The following is an 18,821-nucleotide window of genomic DNA, read 5'->3' as shown; positions in this document are numbered from 1 at the left end:
CGGCGGGGGCCTAGGCCTGGGAGGCGCGTGCGGCGCGCCGCTGGGCCGCCGCCGAGCGCAGCACGCCCGCCGCCGAGATGGCGAAGCCGACGCCCATCAGCATGCACACGGCCCACGCGTACGACGGGAACGGGTCGGTGTGCAGGAACAGCGGGGCCATCGTCACGAGGGTGGCCACGGCGCCGACGATGAACACGATGCCGCCGGCGCGCACCAGCCCGTCGCCGGGCCGCGCTTCATCGGCATGAGGAGTAACAGTCACCCCACCAGGGTAGTTCCCTGGCCGAAGCAGCCGACAGCGCAGCCGACAGCGAAGAGCCGGCGAAGGACCGGGGAACGTCTTGTCACCTGTCGATCGCCCACTAGCCTGGATACGGCGGGTCACCATGACCCGCTGCGCTGTTGTCCGGAGCCGCCGCGCGGCGTACCGGACCCCGACGAGCACAAGGACAGAGGACGGACGTGCCTACCGGCAAGGTCAAGTGGTTCAACAGTGAGAAGGGCTTCGGCTTCCTCTCCCGCGACGACGGCGGTGACGTCTTCGTCCACTCGTCGGTGCTCCCCGCCGGGGTCGACGCACTCAAGCCCGGCCAGCGCGTCGAGTTCGGCGTTGTCGCGGGACAGCGCGGTGACCAGGCGCTTTCCGTGACGGTGCTGGATCCGGCGCCTTCGGTCGCGGCCGCGCAGCGCCGCAAGCCCGACGAGCTGGCGTCCATCGTGCAGGACCTCACGACCCTGCTGGAGAACATCACTCCGATGCTGGAGCGCGGCCGCTACCCCGACAAGGTGCACGGCACGAAGATCGCCGGCCTGCTCCGCGCGGTGGCCGACCAGCTCGACGTCTGAGCCCGTACGCACGACGGTGCCCCGGCCCTCCCCAGAGGGCCGGGGCACCGTCGTACCGGCGTGGAAGGGGCCTACGGGAACGCCAGCGCACCCGGTGCGATGGCCGGTACCAGACCCTCCGCCGCGGCCCGCGTCAACAAGCCGCGCACCGCCGCGTACCCGTCGTCGCCGAGATCGGCGGTGAACTCGTTGACGTACAGCCCGATGTGCTGGTCGGCGACGGCCGGGTCGAGTTCCTGGGCGTGGGCGCGGACGTACGGGCGGGAGGCCTCCGGGTCGTCCCAGGCCATCCGGACCGACGTACGGGCCGACTCGGCCAGGGCGTGCAGCGTCTCGGCGCCCAGCGAGCGCTTCGCGATGATCGCGCCGAGCGGGATCGGCAGGCCCGTCGTGGACTCCCAGTGCTCGCCCATGTCAGCGAGGCGGTGCAGCCCGTAGTCCTGATAGGTGAACCGCGCCTCGTGGATGACCAGCCCGGCGTCGACCCGGCCGTCGCGGACGGCCGGCATGATCTCGTGGAACGGCAGCACGACGACCTTGCCGACGCCGTCCGGCAGCACGTCCGCCGCCCACAGTCGGAACAGCAGGTAGGCGGTGGAGCGCTCGCTCGGCACGGCGACCGTCTTGTCGGTCAGGTCGATGCCCGGCTCCCGCGTCAACACGAGCGGCCCGCAGCCACGCCCGAGCGCCCCGCCGCAGGGCAGCAGCGCGTACTCCTCCAGCACCCAGGGCAGCACCGCGTACGACACCTTCAGCACGTCCAGCTCGCCGCGCTCGGCCATGCCGTTGGTGATGTCGATGTCGGCGAAGGTGACGTCGAGGCCGGGCGCGCCCGGGACCCGGCCGTGGGCCCACGCGTCGAAGACGAAGGTGTCGTTCGGACAGGGCGAATAAGCGATCTTGACCGCCGGGTGCGGGTCACGACTCATGTCGGTGCTCTCCCCAATGGACGAGTACGGGCCCCAGGGCGCGGAATCCGGCGGTGAGCGCGGCCAGCGCGTCCCCGATCCGCCAGGCGTCGCGGTCGCGGGGGCCGACGGCGTTGGACACGGCGCGGATCTCCAGCACGGGCACCCCGTGCGCGGCGGCCGCCTCGGCGACCCCGAAGCCCTCCATGGCCTCGGCGCCGGCGAGCGGATGCCGGGCGGCGAGCCGGGCCGCGCCCTCGGCGGTGCCGGTCACGGTGGAGACGGTCAGCACGGGCGCGAGCAGTGCCCCGGTGGCCTCGGCGGCCCGGGCGGCGAGCTCGGCGGGCGGGAGGTGCACGCTGTGCCCGAAGCCGAGCTCTTGTACGTCGAGGAAGCCGTCGGGGGTTTCGGCCCCGAGGTCGGCGGCCACGACGGCGTCGGCGACCACGAGGGAGCCGACCGGGGCGGCGGGCGCGAACCCGCCGCCGATTCCGGCGGAGACGACGAGGGTGTACTCGGCCAGCGCGAGCGCGGTGGCCGTGGCGGCCGCGGCGGCGGCCGGCCCCACCCCGCCGACGAGCACGTCGGCGGCGAGGCCGGGCAGATCGCGCCGGGAGAGGGGATATCCGCCGGGAAGGGTGCGCGGCTCCGGCGTCACCGGGTCCGCATGAGGGGTGGGCCCGGTCAGGCCACTGACGACGGAGTCTGCCTCCGCCGCCACCGCGGTCACGATGAGCGCGCGCACCGTCGGTACGCGACTACTTGAGCTTGACGTTGTAGGCCCAGACGGCGAGGGGCTTGCCGTTCTCGCCGACCTGGACGATGTTCAGCTTCTTGGAGGACGGGGCCTCGCCCTGGCCGCCGGTGGCGAACAGGTCGGCGCCGGGGAAGCTGCGGTAGGTGTTGGAGGAGGGCTCGGTGATCGGCTGGCCGTCCAGGACCGCCTGCCACCGCTTGCCGTCCTCGACGACTTCCGGCTCGACACCGAGGCGCAGGGTGTCCCCGCGGCCGTATTCGATGGTCTTGGCGTCCTTCAGATCGGTGAGGCACTCCTGGACCTTGTCCATGGAGAGCTCCTTGTCGTCGGAGCAGGCTGCCTCGGTGGACACCGACGACGTGCCGACCGTCACGGTCGCCAGCGGCGTCGGCTTGTCGCAGGCGGAGAGAAGGAGGAGGCCGGCGGACACGGCTCCGAGGGCCGCGACGCTGCGGCGGCCCCTACCCGAGAAAAGCGGTGCGGTCATGAGCCGAAGGCTATCGGGCCACCCGGCTCCGCCGCCGCACGGGGGTGTCCGTGGCCCGCGGCGCGGCGCGCCGCGCCGCCCGCCGGGGCCCGCCCGGCGCCCCGAGACCGGGCCCCGGGGCCCGTCTAGGCCACCCGGGGGCGGGGGGAGCCGGAGTGATGGCGGGGGGAGGTCAGCAGGCCGCGGAAGGCCATCGTCGTGCCCGCCGCGACGATGGCCGCGGCGACGGCCATCCCCAGTACCCCGTTCAGCGGCAGCACGATGCCGATCGCGCCGCCCAGCACCCACGCCATCTGGAGCAGCGTCTCCGAACGGGCGAACGCGGACGTCCGCACCGCCTCCGGCACGTCCCGCTGGATCATCGCGTCCAGCGACAGCTTCGCCAGCGCCTGGCAGAACCCCGCCGTCGCCCCCAGCACCGCCATGAACAGCCCGCTGAAGAACACCGCCGCCAGGACCGCGACCCCCAGGGTCACCGCCAGCACCGCCGCGATGATGGTCTCCGGCGCCCGTGCCCGCAGCCACGAGCCCACCGCGGTCCCGCACGCGTTCCCGACGCCCGCCGAGACGCCCACGATGCCCAGCGACACGGCCGCGCTCTGCCCGGCGAGCGGGTGCTCCCGCAGCAGGAACGCCAGGAAGAAGATCAGGAACCCGGACAGGGCGCGCATCGAAGCGTTCGCCAGCAGGCCGCACATCACCGACGGACTCACCGTGCGCAGCCCCGGCTTCTTCGAGTGCGGATCGTGCGTGGACAGCCGGGCCCGCCGCTCGCCCTTGGCCTCGTCCACCTTGTGCGGGAGGGAGAACGCCGCGAACGTGCCCCAGACGAAGATGGCGCAGGCGCCGTACAGCGGCCACGGCGGCCCGACGGTGTGCAGGCCCGCCGCGACGGGCGCCGCCGCCGCGGTGGCCAGCAGGCCCGCCAGCGTGACCCGCGAGTTCGCCTTGACGAGTGAGAACTTCGGCGGGAGCAGCCGCGGCACCACCGCGCTGCGGACGACCCCGTACGCCTTGGACGCGACCAGCACGCCCAGCGCCGCCGGGTAGAGCTCCAGGCCGCCCGTGGCCACCGCGCCGGACATCATCACGGCGAGCAGCGCCCGTGCGAGCATCGCGCAGGCCATCGCGGCCCGCCGCCCGTGCGGCAGCCGGTCCAGTGCCGGGCCGATCACCGGGGCCAGCACCGTGAAGGGGGCCATGGTGATCGCCAGGTAGAGGGCGACGCGGCCGCGTGCCTCGTCCGTGGGTACCGAGAAGAACACCGTCGACGCCAGAGCCACCGTGATCATCACATCGCCGGCGCCGTTGATGGCGTGCAGCTCGATCAGCCTGCCGAGACCCGATTCGCCGGCCCCGTGCGCGTGCGTGGCCCGCCGGATCCCGCGGGCCGTACCCGTGAAGGGACGCTGTAGGGCACGCCCGACGGCCCGGCCGGCCCGCCTGGCCGGTCCCGAGCCGTCGCGGGACGACCGTACGGGTGCCACACCCGCCATAGTGCCCCACGGACCCCTCCTGGTCCCGTCCCGGCGCGTTACGGAGGCCCGTCGGGTCGCCGTCGTGAGGACGTCGGGACGCGGGCTTGTCCGCGAATCGGACCTTGCATGTGGGCCCAAGCCTCCGGAGGAGGTAGCGTGCGTAGCGCGCCACCGGCGGTTGCTCTCGGCCGCGCGCCTCTTCGCGATCCCGCAGAATGGATAGCAGGTAGGTGCGCCCGAGGCCGATCGGGTGCGGACGTCGACGCGGCCCTCTGGTCCGCTCCGCCCGCGCCACGTACGGACAGGACCGACGGGTCGTTCAGGACGACAGTACGGACGGCGCACTCGTGAGACGGCGTAGGAGAGAACGAGACCTGTGAGTGCTGCGACGACGCGAAGCCGTACCCCCGACCGCCTGTGCGCCGAGGCGGTAGACCTCGCCCGCGCGGCGGCCGAGGAAGCCGCCGCTCCCGGAGTGGTGGGCGAGCACGTCTCCGCCGTCGCGGAGGGCGACCGGGTCGTCACGCACTTCTTCGAGTGCAAGGACCCCGGCTACCGGGGCTGGCGCTGGGCCGTCACCGTGACCCGCGCCTCCCGCGCCAAGAACGTCACCCTCGACGAAACGGTGCTGCTTCCCGGCGATGACGCCCTCCTGGCCCCCGAGTGGGTCCCGTGGAGCGAGCGGCTGCGCCCCGGCGACATGGGCCCCGGCGACCTGCTGCCCACCGACGCCGAGGACCTGCGGCTGGAGCCGGGCTGGTCGGGCGAGGACGTACCGCCGCCGAACTCGGTCGTCTCCACCGAGATGGCCGAACTCGTCGAGGCCGAGGACGCCGACGTCACCGACCGCGCCGTGGTACCCGTACGGGGCTCCATCGCCTCCGTCGCCGAGGAACTCGGGATGCGCCGTGCCCGCGTCCTGTCCCGCTACGGACTGCACAGCGCCGCCGACCGCTGGGACGAGTCCTTCGGCGCCAAGACCCCGATGGCGCAGGCGGCGCCCGCCTCCTGCGTCTCCTGCGGGTTCCTCGTCGCGATCGGCGGCTCGCTGGGCCAGGCCTTCGGCATCTGCGCGAACGAGTTCGGCCCGGCCGACGGACACCTCGTCTCCCTCTCGTACGGCTGTGGCGGCCACTCCGAGGCCGCGGTCATGCCGAAGCCGCTGCGCCCGGCTCCGCCGGTGCTCGACTCGATGGCCTCCGACGAGTTCCCGCTGCGCCCGTCCCCCGACACGGGCTCGGTCCCCTCGACGGACCTCCCGGCCGCGGACCTCGGCCACTCGTAGCACGGGCGGCCGTACGGGCCCGGACGTACGAGCCGTGCGGCGGGGCGACGACCCCGCCCCGGCGGCGTACGGCGGCGTACCCTCGGCGCATGGGGGAAGCCGACATGGTGGGGCTGGACGGCCGGGTGACCGGAACGGTGGGACCCGGGCTGGTGGGCGAGGTCATCGTCCGCATCCGCGGCGGCGCGGAGCACTTCCTCGCGCACCCCGCCCCGGGCACGGGCCGGCTGACGGTCGGAACGGTGGTGACCGTCGTGGAGTACCTGCCGCCGCGCACGGTGTACGTGATGGCGGCGTACGACAACTGAGCCCCACTGCCACCTGCGCGGATGTGGTTCGTATCAAGATGGCGACAAGAGTTCGCCAGGATCTTCTTAACGCGGCTGCACAGGAGCACACTCGCCTTCGTCAGTGTCGAACGGCACTGCGATAAGGGGGCGTTGCCGATGGCTATCGGCGTCGTGGCGGGAATCGTTCTCGTCGCATTCTTGGCCTTGGTCGGCCTGTTCAAGCTCATGTGGCGGGTGGCCGAACCGAACGAGGCACTCGTCATCTCCGGCTCCACGCACCGCACCGAGGGCATCGGCGAGGGCATGGGCTTCCGGATCGTCACCGGGCGCGGAACCCTCGTGGTTCCCGGTGTGCAGGCGGTGCGCAAGCTGTCGCTGGACCTCAACGAGACCCAGCTGAACGTGGACTGCGTGACCCACCAGGGCATCCCGCTGCGGGTGAAGGGCGTCGTGATCTTCAAGATCGGCGACGACCTCGTGTCCATCGCGAACGCGGCACGCCGCTTCTTGGACCAGCAGAAGATGATGCCCGAGCGGGTGCACATCGTCTTCGCCGGCCATCTGCGCTCCATCGTGGGCGGATTGACGGTCGAGGACATGATCCGCGACCGCGAGAAGCTGACCGGGCAGACCCGGGCGGCCTGTGGCACGGAGATGGAGAAGCTCGGCCTGATCGTCGACTCGCTCCAGATCCACGAGATCGAGGACCCGACCGGCTACATCAAGAACCTGGCCATGCCGCACGCGGCCGCCGTCCAGCGGGACGCGCGCATCGCGCAGGCCGAGGCGAACCGTTTGGCCACCGAGGCCGAGCAGACCGCGTTCGCGCGGATGGCGGAGGCCACCCGCGACAGCGAGATCCTCCAGGCCGGCTACCAGGCGGAACGCGACAAGGCCGCCGCGACCGCCCGCCAGGCCGGCCCGCTGTCGGAGGCGGCGGCCCGCCAGGAGGTCGTCGTCCAGGAGACCCGGGTCGCCGAACTGGAGGCGCACCGGCGAGAGCAGCAGCTCCAGGCGGACGTCCGCAAGCCCGCGGACGCGGCGGCGTACGAGACCCGCACCCGCGCCGAGGCCGAACGCGACGCCCGCATCTCGGCGGCACAGGCCAAGGCCAAGGAGACGGAGCTGGCGGCCGCGGCCGAGGCCACCCGCGTGACCACGGCGGCGACCGCCGACGCGGCGGCCACTGAAGCCCGCGGTCTCGCGGCCGCGAAGGCCACCCGGGCGACCGGTGAGGCCGAGGCCGCAGCCACCCAGGCCAAGGGCCTCGCGGTCGCGGCGTCGGCGAAGGCCAAGGGTCTCGCCGAGGCCGACGCGATCAAGGCGCGGGCCGCCGCGCTCGCCGAGAACCAGGAGGCGGTCGTCGCCCAGCAGCTCGCCGAGAACTGGCCGGCGATCGTGGAGGCGGGCGCCGGGGCCTTCGGGAACGTGGAACACATGGTGCTGCTCAACGGCGCCGAGGGCATGTCGGAGATGTTCGCGAAGGCGCTGACCATGGGCGGTACCGGGCTCGGCCTGGCCCGCCAGCTGCTCGCGTCGATGTCCCAGCCGGCCGCCCCGGGGACCGCCCCCGGCGCCGCCCCGGTGAACGGCAGCACGGCGTCCTCCTCCCACCAGATCCCGATCGCGGAGGCGCAGACCGCAGCGTCCGCGGGGCCGGGGAGCACTGCCCCCGGCCCCGCGGCGCGCGTTAGGCTCGCGCCCATGAGGCTGTTTGCCGCGGTGATGCCGCCCCAGGGGGCCGTCGACGAGCTGCGCCGGGCCGTGCAGGGCGTCCGGGACGACCGGCTGCGCTGGACCGGGGAGGCGGGCTGGCACTTCACCCTCGCCTTCATGGGCGAGGTGCACGACCCGCTCCTGCCGGACCTGCACGCCCGCCTGGCGCGCGCCGCCCACCGCACGGACCCCTTCTCGCTGCGCATCCACGGCTGCGGACACTTCGGCGAGCGCGCCCTGTGGGCCGGCGCCGCCGGCGGGCTCGACCAGATGCGGATGCTCGCCGAGCGGGCCGACGCCGCCGCCCGCCGGGCCGGAGTGCCGATGGAGCAGCACCGCCGGTACACCGCCCACCTCACCCTGGCCCGCAGCCAGGGCGGCACCCATCTGAGCCCCTACCTGGAGGCCCTCTCGGGCTTCGAGGGCACGCCCTGGCAGGTGCGGGAACTCAGCCTGGTCCGCAGCAACCTCCCGACCGGCGGCGTGCCCGGGGAACAGCCCCGCTACGAGGTCGTCGAGGCCTGGCCGCTGGGCGGCTGACCCCGCCGTCCCCGCCCTCGGTGCGGGGACCCGGTACGGCCGCGTTACGCTCGACGGGTGGATCCCAAGACCCGAAACCGTGTGATGGCCGGTGTGCTCGTACTGATGTTCGTCGTCGTGGCAGTGGCGGCCGCCGTGGGCCAGTGACTCCTGCCCGCGAGTCCTTGCCTGGAGTGGACTCCAGGCAGTTGGCTTGGGGCCCATGAAGTACACACAGCTCGGACGCACCGGACTCAAGGTCAGCCGACTTGTACTCGGCACGATGAACTTCGGTCCGCAGACAGACGAACCCACCAGCCACTCCATCCTGGACGCCGCGCTCGCCGCGGGCCTGAACTTCGTGGACACCGCCAACGTCTACGGGTGGGGCGAGAACAAGGGCCGCACCGAGGAGATCATCGGCACCTGGTTCGCCCAGGGCGGCGGCCGGCGGGACAAGACCGTGCTGGCCACGAAGGTGTACGGGAACATGGCCGCCGAGGGCGACCCGTGGCCCAACCACGACCGGCTCTCGGCGCTGAACATCCGCCGGGCCGTCGAGGCCAGCCTCAAGCGGCTCCAGACGGACTACATCGACCTCTACCAGTTCCACCACGTCGACCGCCGGACCCCCTTCGAGGAGATCTGGCAAGCCGTCGACGTGCTGATCCAGCAGGGCAAGGTGCTCTACGCCGGGTCGTCGAACTTCCCCGGCTACAAGATCGCCCAGGCCAACGAGACGGCCGCCCGGCGCGGCTCGGTCGGGCTGGTCAGCGAGCAGTGCCTGTACAACCTCGCCGAGCGGCGCGCCGAGATGGAGGTCGTCCCGGCCGCCCAGGAGTACGGGCTCGGCGTGATCCCGTGGTCCCCGCTGCACGGCGGGCTGCTCGGCGGCGTCATCAAGAAGGAGGTCGAGGGCGGCCGCCGCGCCTCCGGACGGTCCGCGGACGCCCTCGCCAACTCCTCCGTACGGGCCCAGGTGCAGGCGTACGAGGACCTGCTCGACAAGCACGGCCTGGAACCCGGCGAGACGGCACTGGCCTGGCTGCTGACCCGGCCCGGGGTGACGGGGCCGATCGTGGGTCCCCGGACGGCAGAGCAGCTGGAGAGCGCAGTGCGCGCGCTGGACCTGGAGCTGTCGCAGGAGGTGCTCGCCGGCCTGGACGAGATCTTCCCCGGCCCGGGGCCCTCGCCCGAGGCGTTCGCCTGGTGAACCCGATGGATCCGGTGAACCGGGTGAACCGGGTCTGAGCCGCAGGTGAACGTCGCCGCACCGCCCCGGTGCGGCGGCGCACACCGGTCGGGCAAGCCCCTTCGGGGCAGCGGGCGTTACGGGTCCTCGGCGGGCCGGTAGGGGCCGCCGATGCCCCACGCCTGGTGCAGGACCGCCGCGAACTCCCCGGCCAGGCGGTGCTCGCCGGAGGCGTTGGGGTGGGTGCCGTCGTAGGTGTCCCGGTGGATCTCGTACGCGTCCGGGCGCGCGGCCAGCAGGATCGGCGAGGCCTCGGTCGACAGGTCGGCGACGGCCTTCGCGAGGAGTTCGTTGAACCGGGAGACCTCGGCCGCGAACGGCGCGTCGGACTCGGCCCGCACGTTCGGTATGACCGGCAGCAGCACCATCCGGATGTCGGGGCGGGCGGCGCGGGCCTCCGCGACGAAGCGGCGGGCGTTGGCCGCGGTCTCCTCGGCGGCGGTGTAGAAGCCGAGGTCTATCAGGCCGAGGGAGACGAGCAGGACGTCGGCCCGCCCGGAGCGCACGGCGGAGCCGATGAGCGGGGCCATGTGCTGCCAGCCCTCGCCCCAGCCGGCGAGGTGGCGGCGGGCGTGCTCCGGGAAGCCGGGGTCGGCGTAGGCGTGGCTGACCGGCTCGTTCGCGCAGGTGTCGAAGAGCTCGCAGCGCGGACCGACGATCCGGTACGGACCGCCGAAGGTGGCATCGAGGTGCTGCCACATCCGGTAGCGCCAGGTGTAGTCGCCGGCGCGTCCGATGGTCATGGAGTCGCCGACGAACATGAAACGCATCCGGTCATCATCGCGGATCACGCGCCGGGAGCCCCTGTGATGCCGGACACGCGGGGCGCCCTGGCAGGCTTGTTCCATGCGACTGCTGCCGTTGACCGCCGTCATTGCCCTTGTCGTGCTGCCGGGTTCGGCCGCCGCGGCCGCCGGGACCCCCGCCGGCACGTCGGGGTTCACCATCACCGACCCGCGGATCAAGGAGTCGAGCGGCCTGGCCGCGAGTCGGATCCATCCCGGCGTGTACTGGACGCACAACGACAGCGACGACGGCCCGTACGTGTACGCGGTGGACTCGGCGACCGGCAAGACCGTGGCCCGCGTGACCCTGACCGGCATCGGGGCCCCGCGCGACGTCGAGGCGATCTCGCTGGGACCGGACGGGCAGCTGTACGTCGGCGACATCGGCGACAACCTGGGCGGGACCTGGGACCACGTCTGGATCTACCGGTTCCCGGAGCCGAAGCAGCTGGCCGACGTCACGGTCAAGGCCGAGCAGTTCACCGTGAAGTACGCCGACGGGCCGCGCAACGCCGAGGCGCTGATGGTGCATCCGGTGACGGGCCGGGTGTACATCGCGAGCAAGAGCGAGGACAAGGGCGGGCTGTACGAGGGGCCGCAGCAGCTGTCCGCGTCGGGCACGAACGTGTTCAAGCGGGTGGCGGACCTGCCGTGGATCACGGACGGGGCGTTCTCTCCGGACGGCGGCCGGCTCGCGCTGCGCGGCTACTTCTTCGCGCGGACCTACCCGTGGAAGGACGGGCGGCCCGAGGGCGAGGGCGAGCGGGTGGACGCGCCGTGGCAGGGGCAGGCCGAGTCGGTGACGTACTCGGCGGACGGGTCGACGCTGCTGTTCGGCTCGGAGGGGGAGTCCAGCCGGGTGGTGGCCGTCCCGGTGAAGCCGGCGGCCGGCGGCTCCGGCACCCCCGCTCCCGCGGAGCCGGGTGCGTCGGCGGCCCCCGGCCCCGCGGGCGAGCAGGGCGGGGGCGACTTCACGAAGGGCGCGGCCGTCCTGGCCGTGGGTACGGCCCTGGTCCTGGGAGCCAAGCGGCTGCTGCGCCGCCGCCCCCGCGGCGACGCCTGAGCGGGCTGCTAGCCCTGCTTGATCGCGGAGATGTCGAACTCCAGGACGACCTTGTCGCCGACCAGTACGCCGCCGCCTTCCAGGGCCGCGTTCCAGGTCACGCCGAAGTCCTTGCGGGAGATGGTCAACGATCCCTCCAGGCCGACCCGCAGGTTGCCGTAGGGGTCGACGGCATTGCCGGTGTACTCGAAGTCGATGGCGACCGGGCGGGTGGTGTCCTTGATGGTCAGGTCACCGGTGACGCGGTAGTCGGTGTCGGAAAGGGACTCGACCGAGGTGCTGCGGAAGGTGATGTCCGGGAAGTTGGGAGCGTCCAGGAAGTCGTTGGTGCGCAGGTGCTGGTCGCGCTGTTCGACGCCGGTGTCGATGCTTTCGGTCTTGAGCACCACCTGGGCGGTGGAGCGGGCCGGATCGGCGCCGTCCAGGTGCGCGGATCCCTCGAACTGGTGGAAGGCGCCGCGGACCTTGGTCACCATGGCGTGGCGGGCGACGAAGCCGATCCGGGTGTGCGCGGGGTCGAGGATGTAGTCCCCGGTGAGCTCAGAGATGTTGGCGGTCATGGTGGGGAGTCTCCGAAGGGCCGGGATCCGGCGGCGGTGGGGCCGGATCGTTGCGCATTCACGCTAGGGCGCAACCGATGCCGGTCCCGGCCGGACGCACGGGGCAGCGGCAGAGTGCACCCTGACCAGCGACGCGTGCGCCCCTGCGGGTCGTCGGCCCGGGATCACGTCGGACGTGATCCCGGGCCGGCCCCGACGGCCACGCCGAGCTGCCGTGCGGAGGGGCTCGCTCCCGTGGCCCGGGCTCAGGCCGCCGTGACCAGCTCCCGGCTGCGCGGGACCGGGACGAACGTGACTCCGTTGCGGCTCACGCTCAGCCGGAGGTTGCCCACCCGGGACAGGACCACCGCGATCGTCGCGGCGGCCGCCAGGGAGACGAGGCCGCCCGCGGCCATGCCGATCCGGGCCCCGTACGTGTCCGTCACCCATCCGACGACCGGCGCACCGATCGGGGTGCCACCGGTGAACACCATCATGAACAGGGCCATCACCCGCCCCCGCATCTCGGGGTCGGTGGCCATCTGGACGCTCGCGTTCGCGGTCACGTTGACCGTCAGCCCGAACATCCCGATCGGCACGAGCAGCGCCGCGAACAGCCAGAACCCGGGCGCGAAGGCCGTCACGACCTCCAGGGCGGAGAACAGCAGCGCCGCCGCGACCAGCAGCCGCAGCCGCGAGTGCCCGCGCCGGGCCGCCAGCAGCGCGCCCGCCAGGGAGCCGGCGGCGATCAGCGTGTTGAAGAGTCCGTACGTGCCCGCGTCTCCGTGGAACACGTCGCTGACGAACGCCGACAACCAGATCGGGAAGTTGAACCCGAAGGTGCCGATGAAGCCCACCAGCACGATCGGCCAGATCAGCTCCGGGCGGCCGGCGACGTAGCGCAGCCCCTCCCGCAGCTGGCCCTTGGCGCGCGGCTGCGGTTCGACCGGGCGCAGTTCACGCGTCCGCATCAGCAGCAGGCCGGCGACCGGTGCGGCGAAGGAAAACCCGTTCAGCAGGAAGGCCCAGCCGGAGCCGACGGCGGTGATCAGCACACCGGCGACGGCCGGGCCGACCAACCGCGCGGACTGGAAGTTCGCCGAGTTCAGGCTGACGGCGTTGGCGAGCTGGTCCTTGCCGACCATCTCGGAGACGAACGTCTGCCGGGCGGGGTTGTCCACGACGGTCACGAGGCCCAGCAGGAAGGCCGCGAAGTACACGTGCCACACCTGGACGTGTCCGGCCAGGGTGAGCGCCGCCAGGGCGATACCGGTCAGACCCATCAGGGTCTGCGTGACGAGCAGCAGCGGACGCTTGGGCAGCCGGTCCGCGAGGACGCCTCCGTAGAGGCCGAACATCAGCATCGGCAGGAACTGCAGTGCGATGGTGATGCCGACGGCGGAGGCCGAGCCGGTCAGGGACAGGACCAGCCAGTCCTGGGCGATGCGCTGCATCCAGGTGCCGGTGTTGGACACCGCCTGTCCCATGGCGAAGAGCCGGTAGTTCCGGATCTTCAGCGAGCTGAACATGGAGTTCGCGCCCGCGGAGCGCGTCGTACGCGCAGTGGTAGTGGTGGGTGTATGGCCGGGTGCGGAATCTGCTCCGTTTCCCGTACTCAAAAGCGTTCGCCTCCTGGCGTCGTTCCTACAGGTGCGCGAGCTTCTCCAGGACGGGCGCGGCCTCGCGCAGCTTGGCCCATTCGTCCTCGGTGAGCTCGGCCGCGAGCCCGGCGAGGAAGGCGTTGCGCTTGCGACGGCTCTCTTCGAGCATCGCTTCGGCTTCCTCGGTCTGGGTGACCACCTTCTGGCGGCGGTCGTCCGGGTGCGGCTGGAGCCTGACCAAACCCTTGGCCTCCAGCAGCGCCACGATGCGGGTCATCGACGGTGGCTGGACGTGCTCGCGGCGGGCCAGCTCACCGGGGGTGGCCTGGCCGCAGCGGGCGAGGGTGCCGAGGACCGACATCTCGGTCGGGCTCAGCGATTCGTCGACGCGCTGGTGCTTCAGGCGCCGGCCCAGCCGCATGACGGCGGAGCGGAGGTCGTTCACGGCGGCAGCGTCGTCGCCATGCGTAAGGTCGAGCATCTCTTTAGACTACCTCATTACTCTCTCTAAAGAACGCCATTTAACCGTGTCACTCGTACGGGTGAGTCGGCAGCGGAAAGTGACACGCGTCGGCGGTCCGTGCCACGACTCTTTCGCCATGGGGACACACGTGCTGAGCATGCGCATAGACGGGGAGCTGCTCGACCGCCTCCGGACTCATGCCGCAAAACGCGGAATGAGCGTCCAGGACTATGTCGTCCGGACGCTCATTCGCGATGACTTCGACGAGCGCTTCAATGCGGCCGTCGACGAGACGGAGAAGTTCTACGGTCTTACGTGAGGCCGAGGGCCGGCATCGCGTAGTAGAAGACGAACACCGCCGACACCACGTACAGGGCCGCCGGGACCTCGCGGCCCCGGCCGGTCGCCAGGCGCAGCACGCAGAAGCTGATGAAGCCGAAGCCGATGCCGTTGGTGATCGAGTACGTGAAGGGCATCGTCACCATGGCCAGGAAGGCCGGGACGGCGATGGTGAAGTCGCTCCAGTCGATGTCCCTGACCGAGCCCGCCAGGATCAGGAAGCCGACCGCCACGAGCGCGGGGGTGGCCGCCTGGGACGGGACCATGGTGGCGAGCGGGGTCAGGAACAGCGCCACGGTGAAGAGGGCGCCGGTGACGACGTTCGCCAGGCCGGTACGGGCTCCTTCGCCGACGCCGGCCGTGGACTCCACGAAGCAGGTGGTGGCCGAGGACGAGGTGGCGCCGCCGGAGGCGACGGCCAGGCCGTCGATGAGCAGCACCTTGTTGATGCCGGGGAAGTTGCCGTCCTTGTCGATCAGCTTGGCCTCGTCGCCGACGCCGAGGATCGTGCCCATGGCGTCGAAGAAGCAGGACAGCAGCACGGTGAAGACGAAGAGGACGCCCGTCAGCATGCCGACCTTGCCGAAGCCGCCGAACAGGCTGACCTGACCGACGAGCCCGAAGTCGGGCGCGGCCACCGGGTTGCCCGGCCATTCGGGCACGGTCAGGCCCCAGCCGGAGTCCGGCAGGTCGACGACCAGCTGGACGGCGACGGCGACCACGGTCATGACCACGATGGAGATCAGGATCGCGCCGGGCGTCTTGCGGATCAGTAGGGCGAGGGTCAGCAGCACGCCGACGACGAAGATCAGGACCGGCCAGCCGTGCAGGTGGCCGCCCGTGCCGAGCTGGAGCGGCACGGTGGTGTGCGCGGCGTCCGGTATGCGGGTGACGAAGCCCGAGTCGACCAGGCCGATCAGCATGATGAACAGGCCGATGCCGATCGCGATGCCCTTGCGCAGGCCGATCGGGACGGCGTTCATGACCCGCTCGCGCAGGCCCGTCGCGACCAGCAGCATCACGACGAAGCCGGCCAGGACGACCATGCCCATGGCGTCGGGCCAGCTCATGCGCGGGGCGAGCTGGAGGGCGACCACGGTGTTCACGCCGAGGCCGGCGGCGAGCGCGATCGGGACGTTGCCGATGACGCCCATCAGCAGCGTGGTGAAGGCCGCCGTCAGGACGGTGGCGGTGACGAGCTGGCCGCTGTCGAGCTGGTGCCCGTACATGTCCTTCGCGCTGCCCAGGATGATCGGGTTCAGCACGATGATGTAGGCCATCGCGAAGAAGGTGGCGAAACCGCCGCGCACCTCACGGGCGATCGTGGAGCCGCGCTCCGAGATCTTGAAATGGCGGTCCAGGCCGGACGACCCCTGGGGGGCCGGGTCCGGGAGGGTGGCGGGCGCAGGGGCGGGGGCCGACGTGCTCATACGGTCCTCTACGGTCCTCATTGCGGGGCATTAGGGGTTTCATACGAAGAAAATGGGCCATGCCCACACAGTTTCAGTATGAACACATGAACGAAAGCCCGTCCATCTCCGCGCGTAGACCCCGTTTCTGCGCACCTAGACTTGAGGGCATGGCGAAATGGACTGCGAAGCACGAGGCGCCCGAGCCCCTTGAGGGTCCGGTCGTCGCGACCGTCACCGGCGGCACGATCATCTGGTTCGCCGTGTTCCTGGTCCAGCTCCCCTTCTACGGCTGGTTCGCCGACCGGGACCTGCTGTGGTGGGTCTGGTGCTGCGCGGCCGGCGGCGTCCTCGGCCTGATCGGCGTCTGGTACGTCCGGGGCCGCGACGCCGCCCTCAAGCGCCACGCCGCGGCGCTGGCCGCGCGGGGTGAGGGGGGCGGCGCCGACCCGGCTCCGCACACCGGCTGACGTCAGCCGCTCCGATCCGTCGGCGCCCCGCGCCGGCAGTCGGCCGCCCGGCGGGTCGTGCCCGACCGGGGGACGATTCGGGTCATCCCGAAGTCGGATCTTCGGACTTCTCGGCGGGTGAAGCGGTAAAACCCCCTTTACCGTCGATTGCATGACGCAGCGGGCACAGACCGACCCCAATGGTTCCGAGCCGGTGGGCACCGCCGCCGCCATCGATGCGGGCGCGGAGCTGGACCCCGTGCACCCCGTCCGGCCACCAGCACCGCGCTTCAAGCCCGGCGGCCTCACCACCGCCGAAGTCGCCGAACGCGTCGCCCGCGGAGCCGTCAACGACGTGCCCGTCCGCAGCAGCCGCTCCACCGCCGACATCGTCCGCGCCAACGTCTTCACCCGGTTCAACGCCATCATCGGCGTCCTCTGGGTGGTCATGCTCATCGTCGCGCCGCTCCAGGACAGCCTCTTCGGCTACGTGATCATCGCGAACACCGGCATCGGCATCATCCAGGAGATGCGCGCGAAGAAGACCCTGGACGGACTCGCCGTCATCGGCGAAGCCAAACCCAGCGTCCGCCGCGACGGCCGGACCGCCGGGATCTCCACCTCCGAGATCGTCCTCGACGACGTCATCGAACTCGGACCCGGCGACAAGGTCGTCGTCGACGGATCCGTCGGCGAGGCCGACGGACTGGAGATCGACGAGTCCCTGCTCACCGGCGAGGCCGACCCCGTCCTGAAGAAGCCCGGCGACCCCGTCATGTCCGGGTCCTTCGTCGTCGCCGGCGGCGGCGCGTTCACCGCCACCAAGGTCGGCCGCGAGGCCTACGCGGCCCAGTTGGCCGAAGAGGCCACCCGCTTCACGCTCGTCCACTCCGAGCTGCGCTCCGGCATCTCCACCATCCTCAAGTACGTCACCTGGATGATGATCCCGACCTCGATCGGCCTGATCATCAGCCAGCTGGTCGTCAAGGAGAACAACCTCAAGGACGCCATCGCCCGCACCGTCGGCGGCATCGTCCCGATGATCCCCGAGGGCCTGGTCCTGCTGACCTCCGTCGCCTTCGCGATCGGCGTCATCCGGCTCGGCCGCAAACAGTGCCTGGTGCAGGAGCTGCCGGCCATCGAAGGCCTCGCCCGCGTCGACGTCGTCTGCCTCGACAAGACCGGCACCCTCACCGAGGGCGGCATGGACGTCACCGAGCTCCGCCCGCTCGGCGGCGCGCAGGACTCGTACGTCAAGAAGGTTCTCGGCGCGCTCGGCGAGTCCGACCCGCGCCCCAACGCCAGCCTCCAGGCGATCATCGACGCCTACCCGGTCAGCGCCGAGTGGCGCTGCACCGAGTCCCTGCCCTTCTCCTCCGCCCGCAAGTACAGCGGCGCCAGCTTCAGCGAGGGCGACGGCGAGAACAGCACCTGGCTGCTCGGCGCCCCCGACGTCCTCCTCCCGGCCGGCGACCCGGCCCTCGACGAGGTCGACGAACTCAACGAACAGGGCCTGCGCGTCCTGCTGCTCGCCCGGGCCGCGCGCGAGCTCGACGACCCGGCCGTAGGGACCGGCGCCCGGCCCTCCGCCCTGATCGTCCTGGAACAGCGGCTGCGCCCCGACGCCGCCGACACCCTGCGCTACTTCGAGGACCAGAAGGTCCGGGCGAAGGTCATCTCCGGCGACAACGCGGTCTCCGTCGGCGCGGTCGCCGGCAAACTCGGCCTACCGGGCGCCGAGGACACCATCGACGCGCGCAGGCTGCCGAGCGAACAGGCCGACATGGCCCGGGTCCTCGACGAGAACAGCGTCTTCGGCCGGGTCACCCCGCAGCAGAAGCGCGACATGGTGGGCGCGCTCCAGTCCAAGGGCCACACGGTCGCCATGACGGGCGACGGCGTCAACGACGTGCTCGCGCTCAAGGACGCGGACATCGGCGTGAGCATGGGCTCGGGCTCGGAGGCGACCCGGGCGGTGGCCCAGATCGTCCTCCTCAACAACAGCTTCTCCACCCTCCCGTCGGTGGTCGCCGAGGGTCGCCGGGTCATCGGCAACATCACCCGCGTCGCCACCCTGTTCCTGACGAAGACGGTCTACTCGGTACTGCTGGCCATCCTGGTGGTCTGCTCGCAGGTGGAGTACCCCTTCCTGCCGCGCCACCTGACGCTGCTGTCCACCCTCACCATCGGCATCCCGGCCTTCTTCCTGGCCCTCGCCCCGAACAAGGAGCGGGCGAAGCCGCACTTCGTGAAACGGGTGATGCGGTACGCCATCCCCGGCGGCGTGATCGCGGCCGTGGCCACCTTCGTGACGTACCTGCTCGCCCGCCACCACTACACCGGCCCGGACCAGCTGAACGCCGAGACGAGCGCGGCGACGCTGACGCTGTTCCTCACCTCGATGTGGGTCCTGGCGATCATCGCCCGCCCGTACACGTGGTGGCGGCTGGTCCTGGTCGGCGCGATGGGCGGGGCGTTCCTGCTGGTCCTCGTCGTTCCGTGGCTCCAGGACTTCTTCCAGCTGAAGCTCGTGGGCACGCAGCTGCCGTGGATGGCCGTGGGCATCGCGACGGCGGCCTCGGCCCTGATCGAGTTCACGTTCCGCTGGGTCAACCGCAGGTTCCCCGCCTGACCG

The 18,821-nt window shown here is 71.7% G+C and carries 19 protein-coding genes and 1 pseudogene; 10 read left to right on the top strand and 10 right to left on the bottom strand.

The window, feature by feature from the left end; translation table 11 throughout:
- Nucleotides 1-10: 10 nt before the first annotated feature.
- The gene (locus OHA65_RS17180) at nt 11-262 is read right to left on the bottom strand and encodes a hypothetical protein (RefSeq protein ID WP_327283984.1); all 252 of its coding nucleotides are present in this window, start codon (nt 260-262) and stop codon (nt 11-13) included.
- A 200-nt stretch (nt 263-462) separates the two neighbouring features.
- Between OHA65_RS17180 and OHA65_RS17175 the strand changes: the two genes are divergently transcribed.
- A complete protein-coding gene (locus tag OHA65_RS17175) occupies nt 463-846 on the top strand; it encodes a cold-shock protein (protein WP_030012939.1) in 384 nt (127 codons plus the stop codon).
- A gap of 71 nt (nt 847-917) precedes the next feature.
- Here the strand turns inward: OHA65_RS17175 and OHA65_RS17170 are convergent, their stop codons facing one another.
- The 4 genes from OHA65_RS17170 to OHA65_RS17155 all read right to left on the bottom strand — a co-directional run bounded on the left by OHA65_RS17170 (nt 918) and on the right by OHA65_RS17155 (nt 4,494).
- On the bottom strand, nt 918-1,775 hold the full coding sequence (locus OHA65_RS17170; protein ID WP_327283983.1) for a 1,4-dihydroxy-6-naphthoate synthase: 858 nt from the start codon (nt 1,773-1,775) through the stop codon (nt 918-920).
- Nucleotides 1,765-2,499, bottom strand: a complete 735-nt coding sequence (locus OHA65_RS17165; protein WP_327283982.1) for a futalosine hydrolase — start codon at nt 2,497-2,499, stop codon at nt 1,765-1,767. The genes OHA65_RS17170 and OHA65_RS17165 overlap by 11 nt, the downstream gene beginning before the upstream one ends.
- Before the next feature lie 13 nt (nt 2,500-2,512).
- The gene (locus OHA65_RS17160) at nt 2,513-2,998 is read right to left on the bottom strand and encodes a DUF2771 domain-containing protein (RefSeq protein ID WP_327283981.1); all 486 of its coding nucleotides are present in this window, start codon (nt 2,996-2,998) and stop codon (nt 2,513-2,515) included.
- Between the two features lie 125 nt (nt 2,999-3,123).
- Entirely contained in the window at nt 3,124-4,494 is a 1,371-nt protein-coding gene (locus tag OHA65_RS17155; RefSeq protein WP_327283980.1) for an MFS transporter, read from the bottom strand.
- A 358-nt stretch (nt 4,495-4,852) separates the two neighbouring features.
- On the opposite strand from OHA65_RS17155, the gene OHA65_RS17150 reads away from it, so the two are divergent.
- The 5 genes and pseudogenes from OHA65_RS17150 to OHA65_RS17130 all read left to right on the top strand — a co-directional run bounded on the left by OHA65_RS17150 (nt 4,853) and on the right by OHA65_RS17130 (nt 9,499).
- Complete coding sequence (locus OHA65_RS17150; protein ID WP_327283979.1) at nt 4,853-5,761, top strand: DUF3027 domain-containing protein; 909 nt, start codon at nt 4,853-4,855, stop codon at nt 5,759-5,761.
- Between the two features lie 89 nt (nt 5,762-5,850).
- Nucleotides 5,851-6,069, top strand: coding sequence for a hypothetical protein (locus OHA65_RS17145; protein WP_082410369.1), 219 nt, complete (start codon nt 5,851-5,853; stop codon nt 6,067-6,069).
- Between the two features lie 138 nt (nt 6,070-6,207).
- Nucleotides 6,208-7,644, top strand: a pseudogene (locus OHA65_RS17140) (flotillin family protein); the annotation flags it as partial.
- Nucleotides 7,645-7,755: 111 nt separating this feature from the next.
- The gene (gene thpR, locus OHA65_RS17135; protein ID WP_327283977.1) at nt 7,756-8,307 is read left to right on the top strand and encodes an RNA 2',3'-cyclic phosphodiesterase; all 552 of its coding nucleotides are present in this window, start codon (nt 7,756-7,758) and stop codon (nt 8,305-8,307) included.
- A gap of 202 nt (nt 8,308-8,509) precedes the next feature.
- Nucleotides 8,510-9,499, top strand: coding sequence for an aldo/keto reductase (locus OHA65_RS17130; RefSeq protein ID WP_327283976.1), 990 nt, complete (start codon nt 8,510-8,512; stop codon nt 9,497-9,499).
- A gap of 116 nt (nt 9,500-9,615) precedes the next feature.
- Here the strand turns inward: OHA65_RS17130 and OHA65_RS17125 are convergent, their stop codons facing one another.
- Nucleotides 9,616-10,308 (bottom strand): GDSL-type esterase/lipase family protein, encoded by a 693-nt coding sequence (locus OHA65_RS17125; protein WP_327283975.1) that lies wholly within the window; start codon nt 10,306-10,308, stop codon nt 9,616-9,618.
- Between the two features lie 76 nt (nt 10,309-10,384).
- Between OHA65_RS17125 and OHA65_RS17120 the strand changes: the two genes are divergently transcribed.
- Nucleotides 10,385-11,386, top strand: a complete 1,002-nt coding sequence (locus tag OHA65_RS17120; protein WP_327283974.1) for a WD40 repeat domain-containing protein — start codon at nt 10,385-10,387, stop codon at nt 11,384-11,386.
- An 8-nt stretch (nt 11,387-11,394) separates the two neighbouring features.
- Here OHA65_RS17120 and OHA65_RS17115 read toward each other — a convergent pair whose 3' ends face one another.
- From OHA65_RS17115 to OHA65_RS17105, 3 genes are all read right to left on the bottom strand, one after another.
- Complete coding sequence (locus tag OHA65_RS17115) at nt 11,395-11,946, bottom strand: YceI family protein (RefSeq protein WP_327283973.1); 552 nt, start codon at nt 11,944-11,946, stop codon at nt 11,395-11,397.
- 245 nt (nt 11,947-12,191) lie between these two features.
- Nucleotides 12,192-13,544 (bottom strand): MFS transporter, encoded by a 1,353-nt coding sequence (locus OHA65_RS17110; protein WP_327283972.1) that lies wholly within the window; start codon nt 13,542-13,544, stop codon nt 12,192-12,194.
- Between the two features lie 25 nt (nt 13,545-13,569).
- Entirely contained in the window at nt 13,570-14,007 is a 438-nt protein-coding gene (locus OHA65_RS17105) for a MarR family winged helix-turn-helix transcriptional regulator (RefSeq protein WP_030156888.1), read from the bottom strand.
- A gap of 118 nt (nt 14,008-14,125) precedes the next feature.
- Between OHA65_RS17105 and OHA65_RS17100 the strand changes: the two genes are divergently transcribed.
- A complete protein-coding gene (locus tag OHA65_RS17100; protein WP_327283971.1) occupies nt 14,126-14,308 on the top strand; it encodes a ribbon-helix-helix protein, CopG family in 183 nt (60 codons plus the stop codon).
- On the opposite strand, the gene OHA65_RS17095 is transcribed toward OHA65_RS17100, so the two are convergent.
- Nucleotides 14,301-15,758: an NCS2 family permease gene (locus OHA65_RS17095; protein ID WP_327283970.1), complete on the bottom strand. Its 1,458-nt coding sequence runs from the start codon at nt 15,756-15,758 to the stop codon at nt 14,301-14,303. The genes OHA65_RS17100 and OHA65_RS17095 overlap by 8 nt on opposite strands.
- Before the next feature lie 149 nt (nt 15,759-15,907).
- Between OHA65_RS17095 and OHA65_RS17090 the strand changes: the two genes are divergently transcribed.
- Together OHA65_RS17090 and OHA65_RS17085 are read left to right on the top strand one after the other, a co-directional pair.
- Complete coding sequence (locus OHA65_RS17090; RefSeq protein ID WP_327283969.1) at nt 15,908-16,207, top strand: DUF2530 domain-containing protein; 300 nt, start codon at nt 15,908-15,910, stop codon at nt 16,205-16,207.
- Between the two features lie 151 nt (nt 16,208-16,358).
- Complete coding sequence (locus tag OHA65_RS17085) at nt 16,359-18,818, top strand: HAD-IC family P-type ATPase (protein WP_327283968.1); 2,460 nt, start codon at nt 16,359-16,361, stop codon at nt 18,816-18,818.
- Nucleotides 18,819-18,821 lie beyond the last annotated feature (3 nt).

This window comes from Streptomyces sp. NBC_00045 (genome assembly GCF_045041095.1).
Taxonomy (GTDB): domain Bacteria; phylum Actinomycetota; class Actinomycetes; order Streptomycetales; family Streptomycetaceae; genus Streptomyces.
The sequence above is the reverse complement of the archived record's forward strand: the minus strand, read 5'-3'. Positions and strand labels throughout refer to the sequence as shown.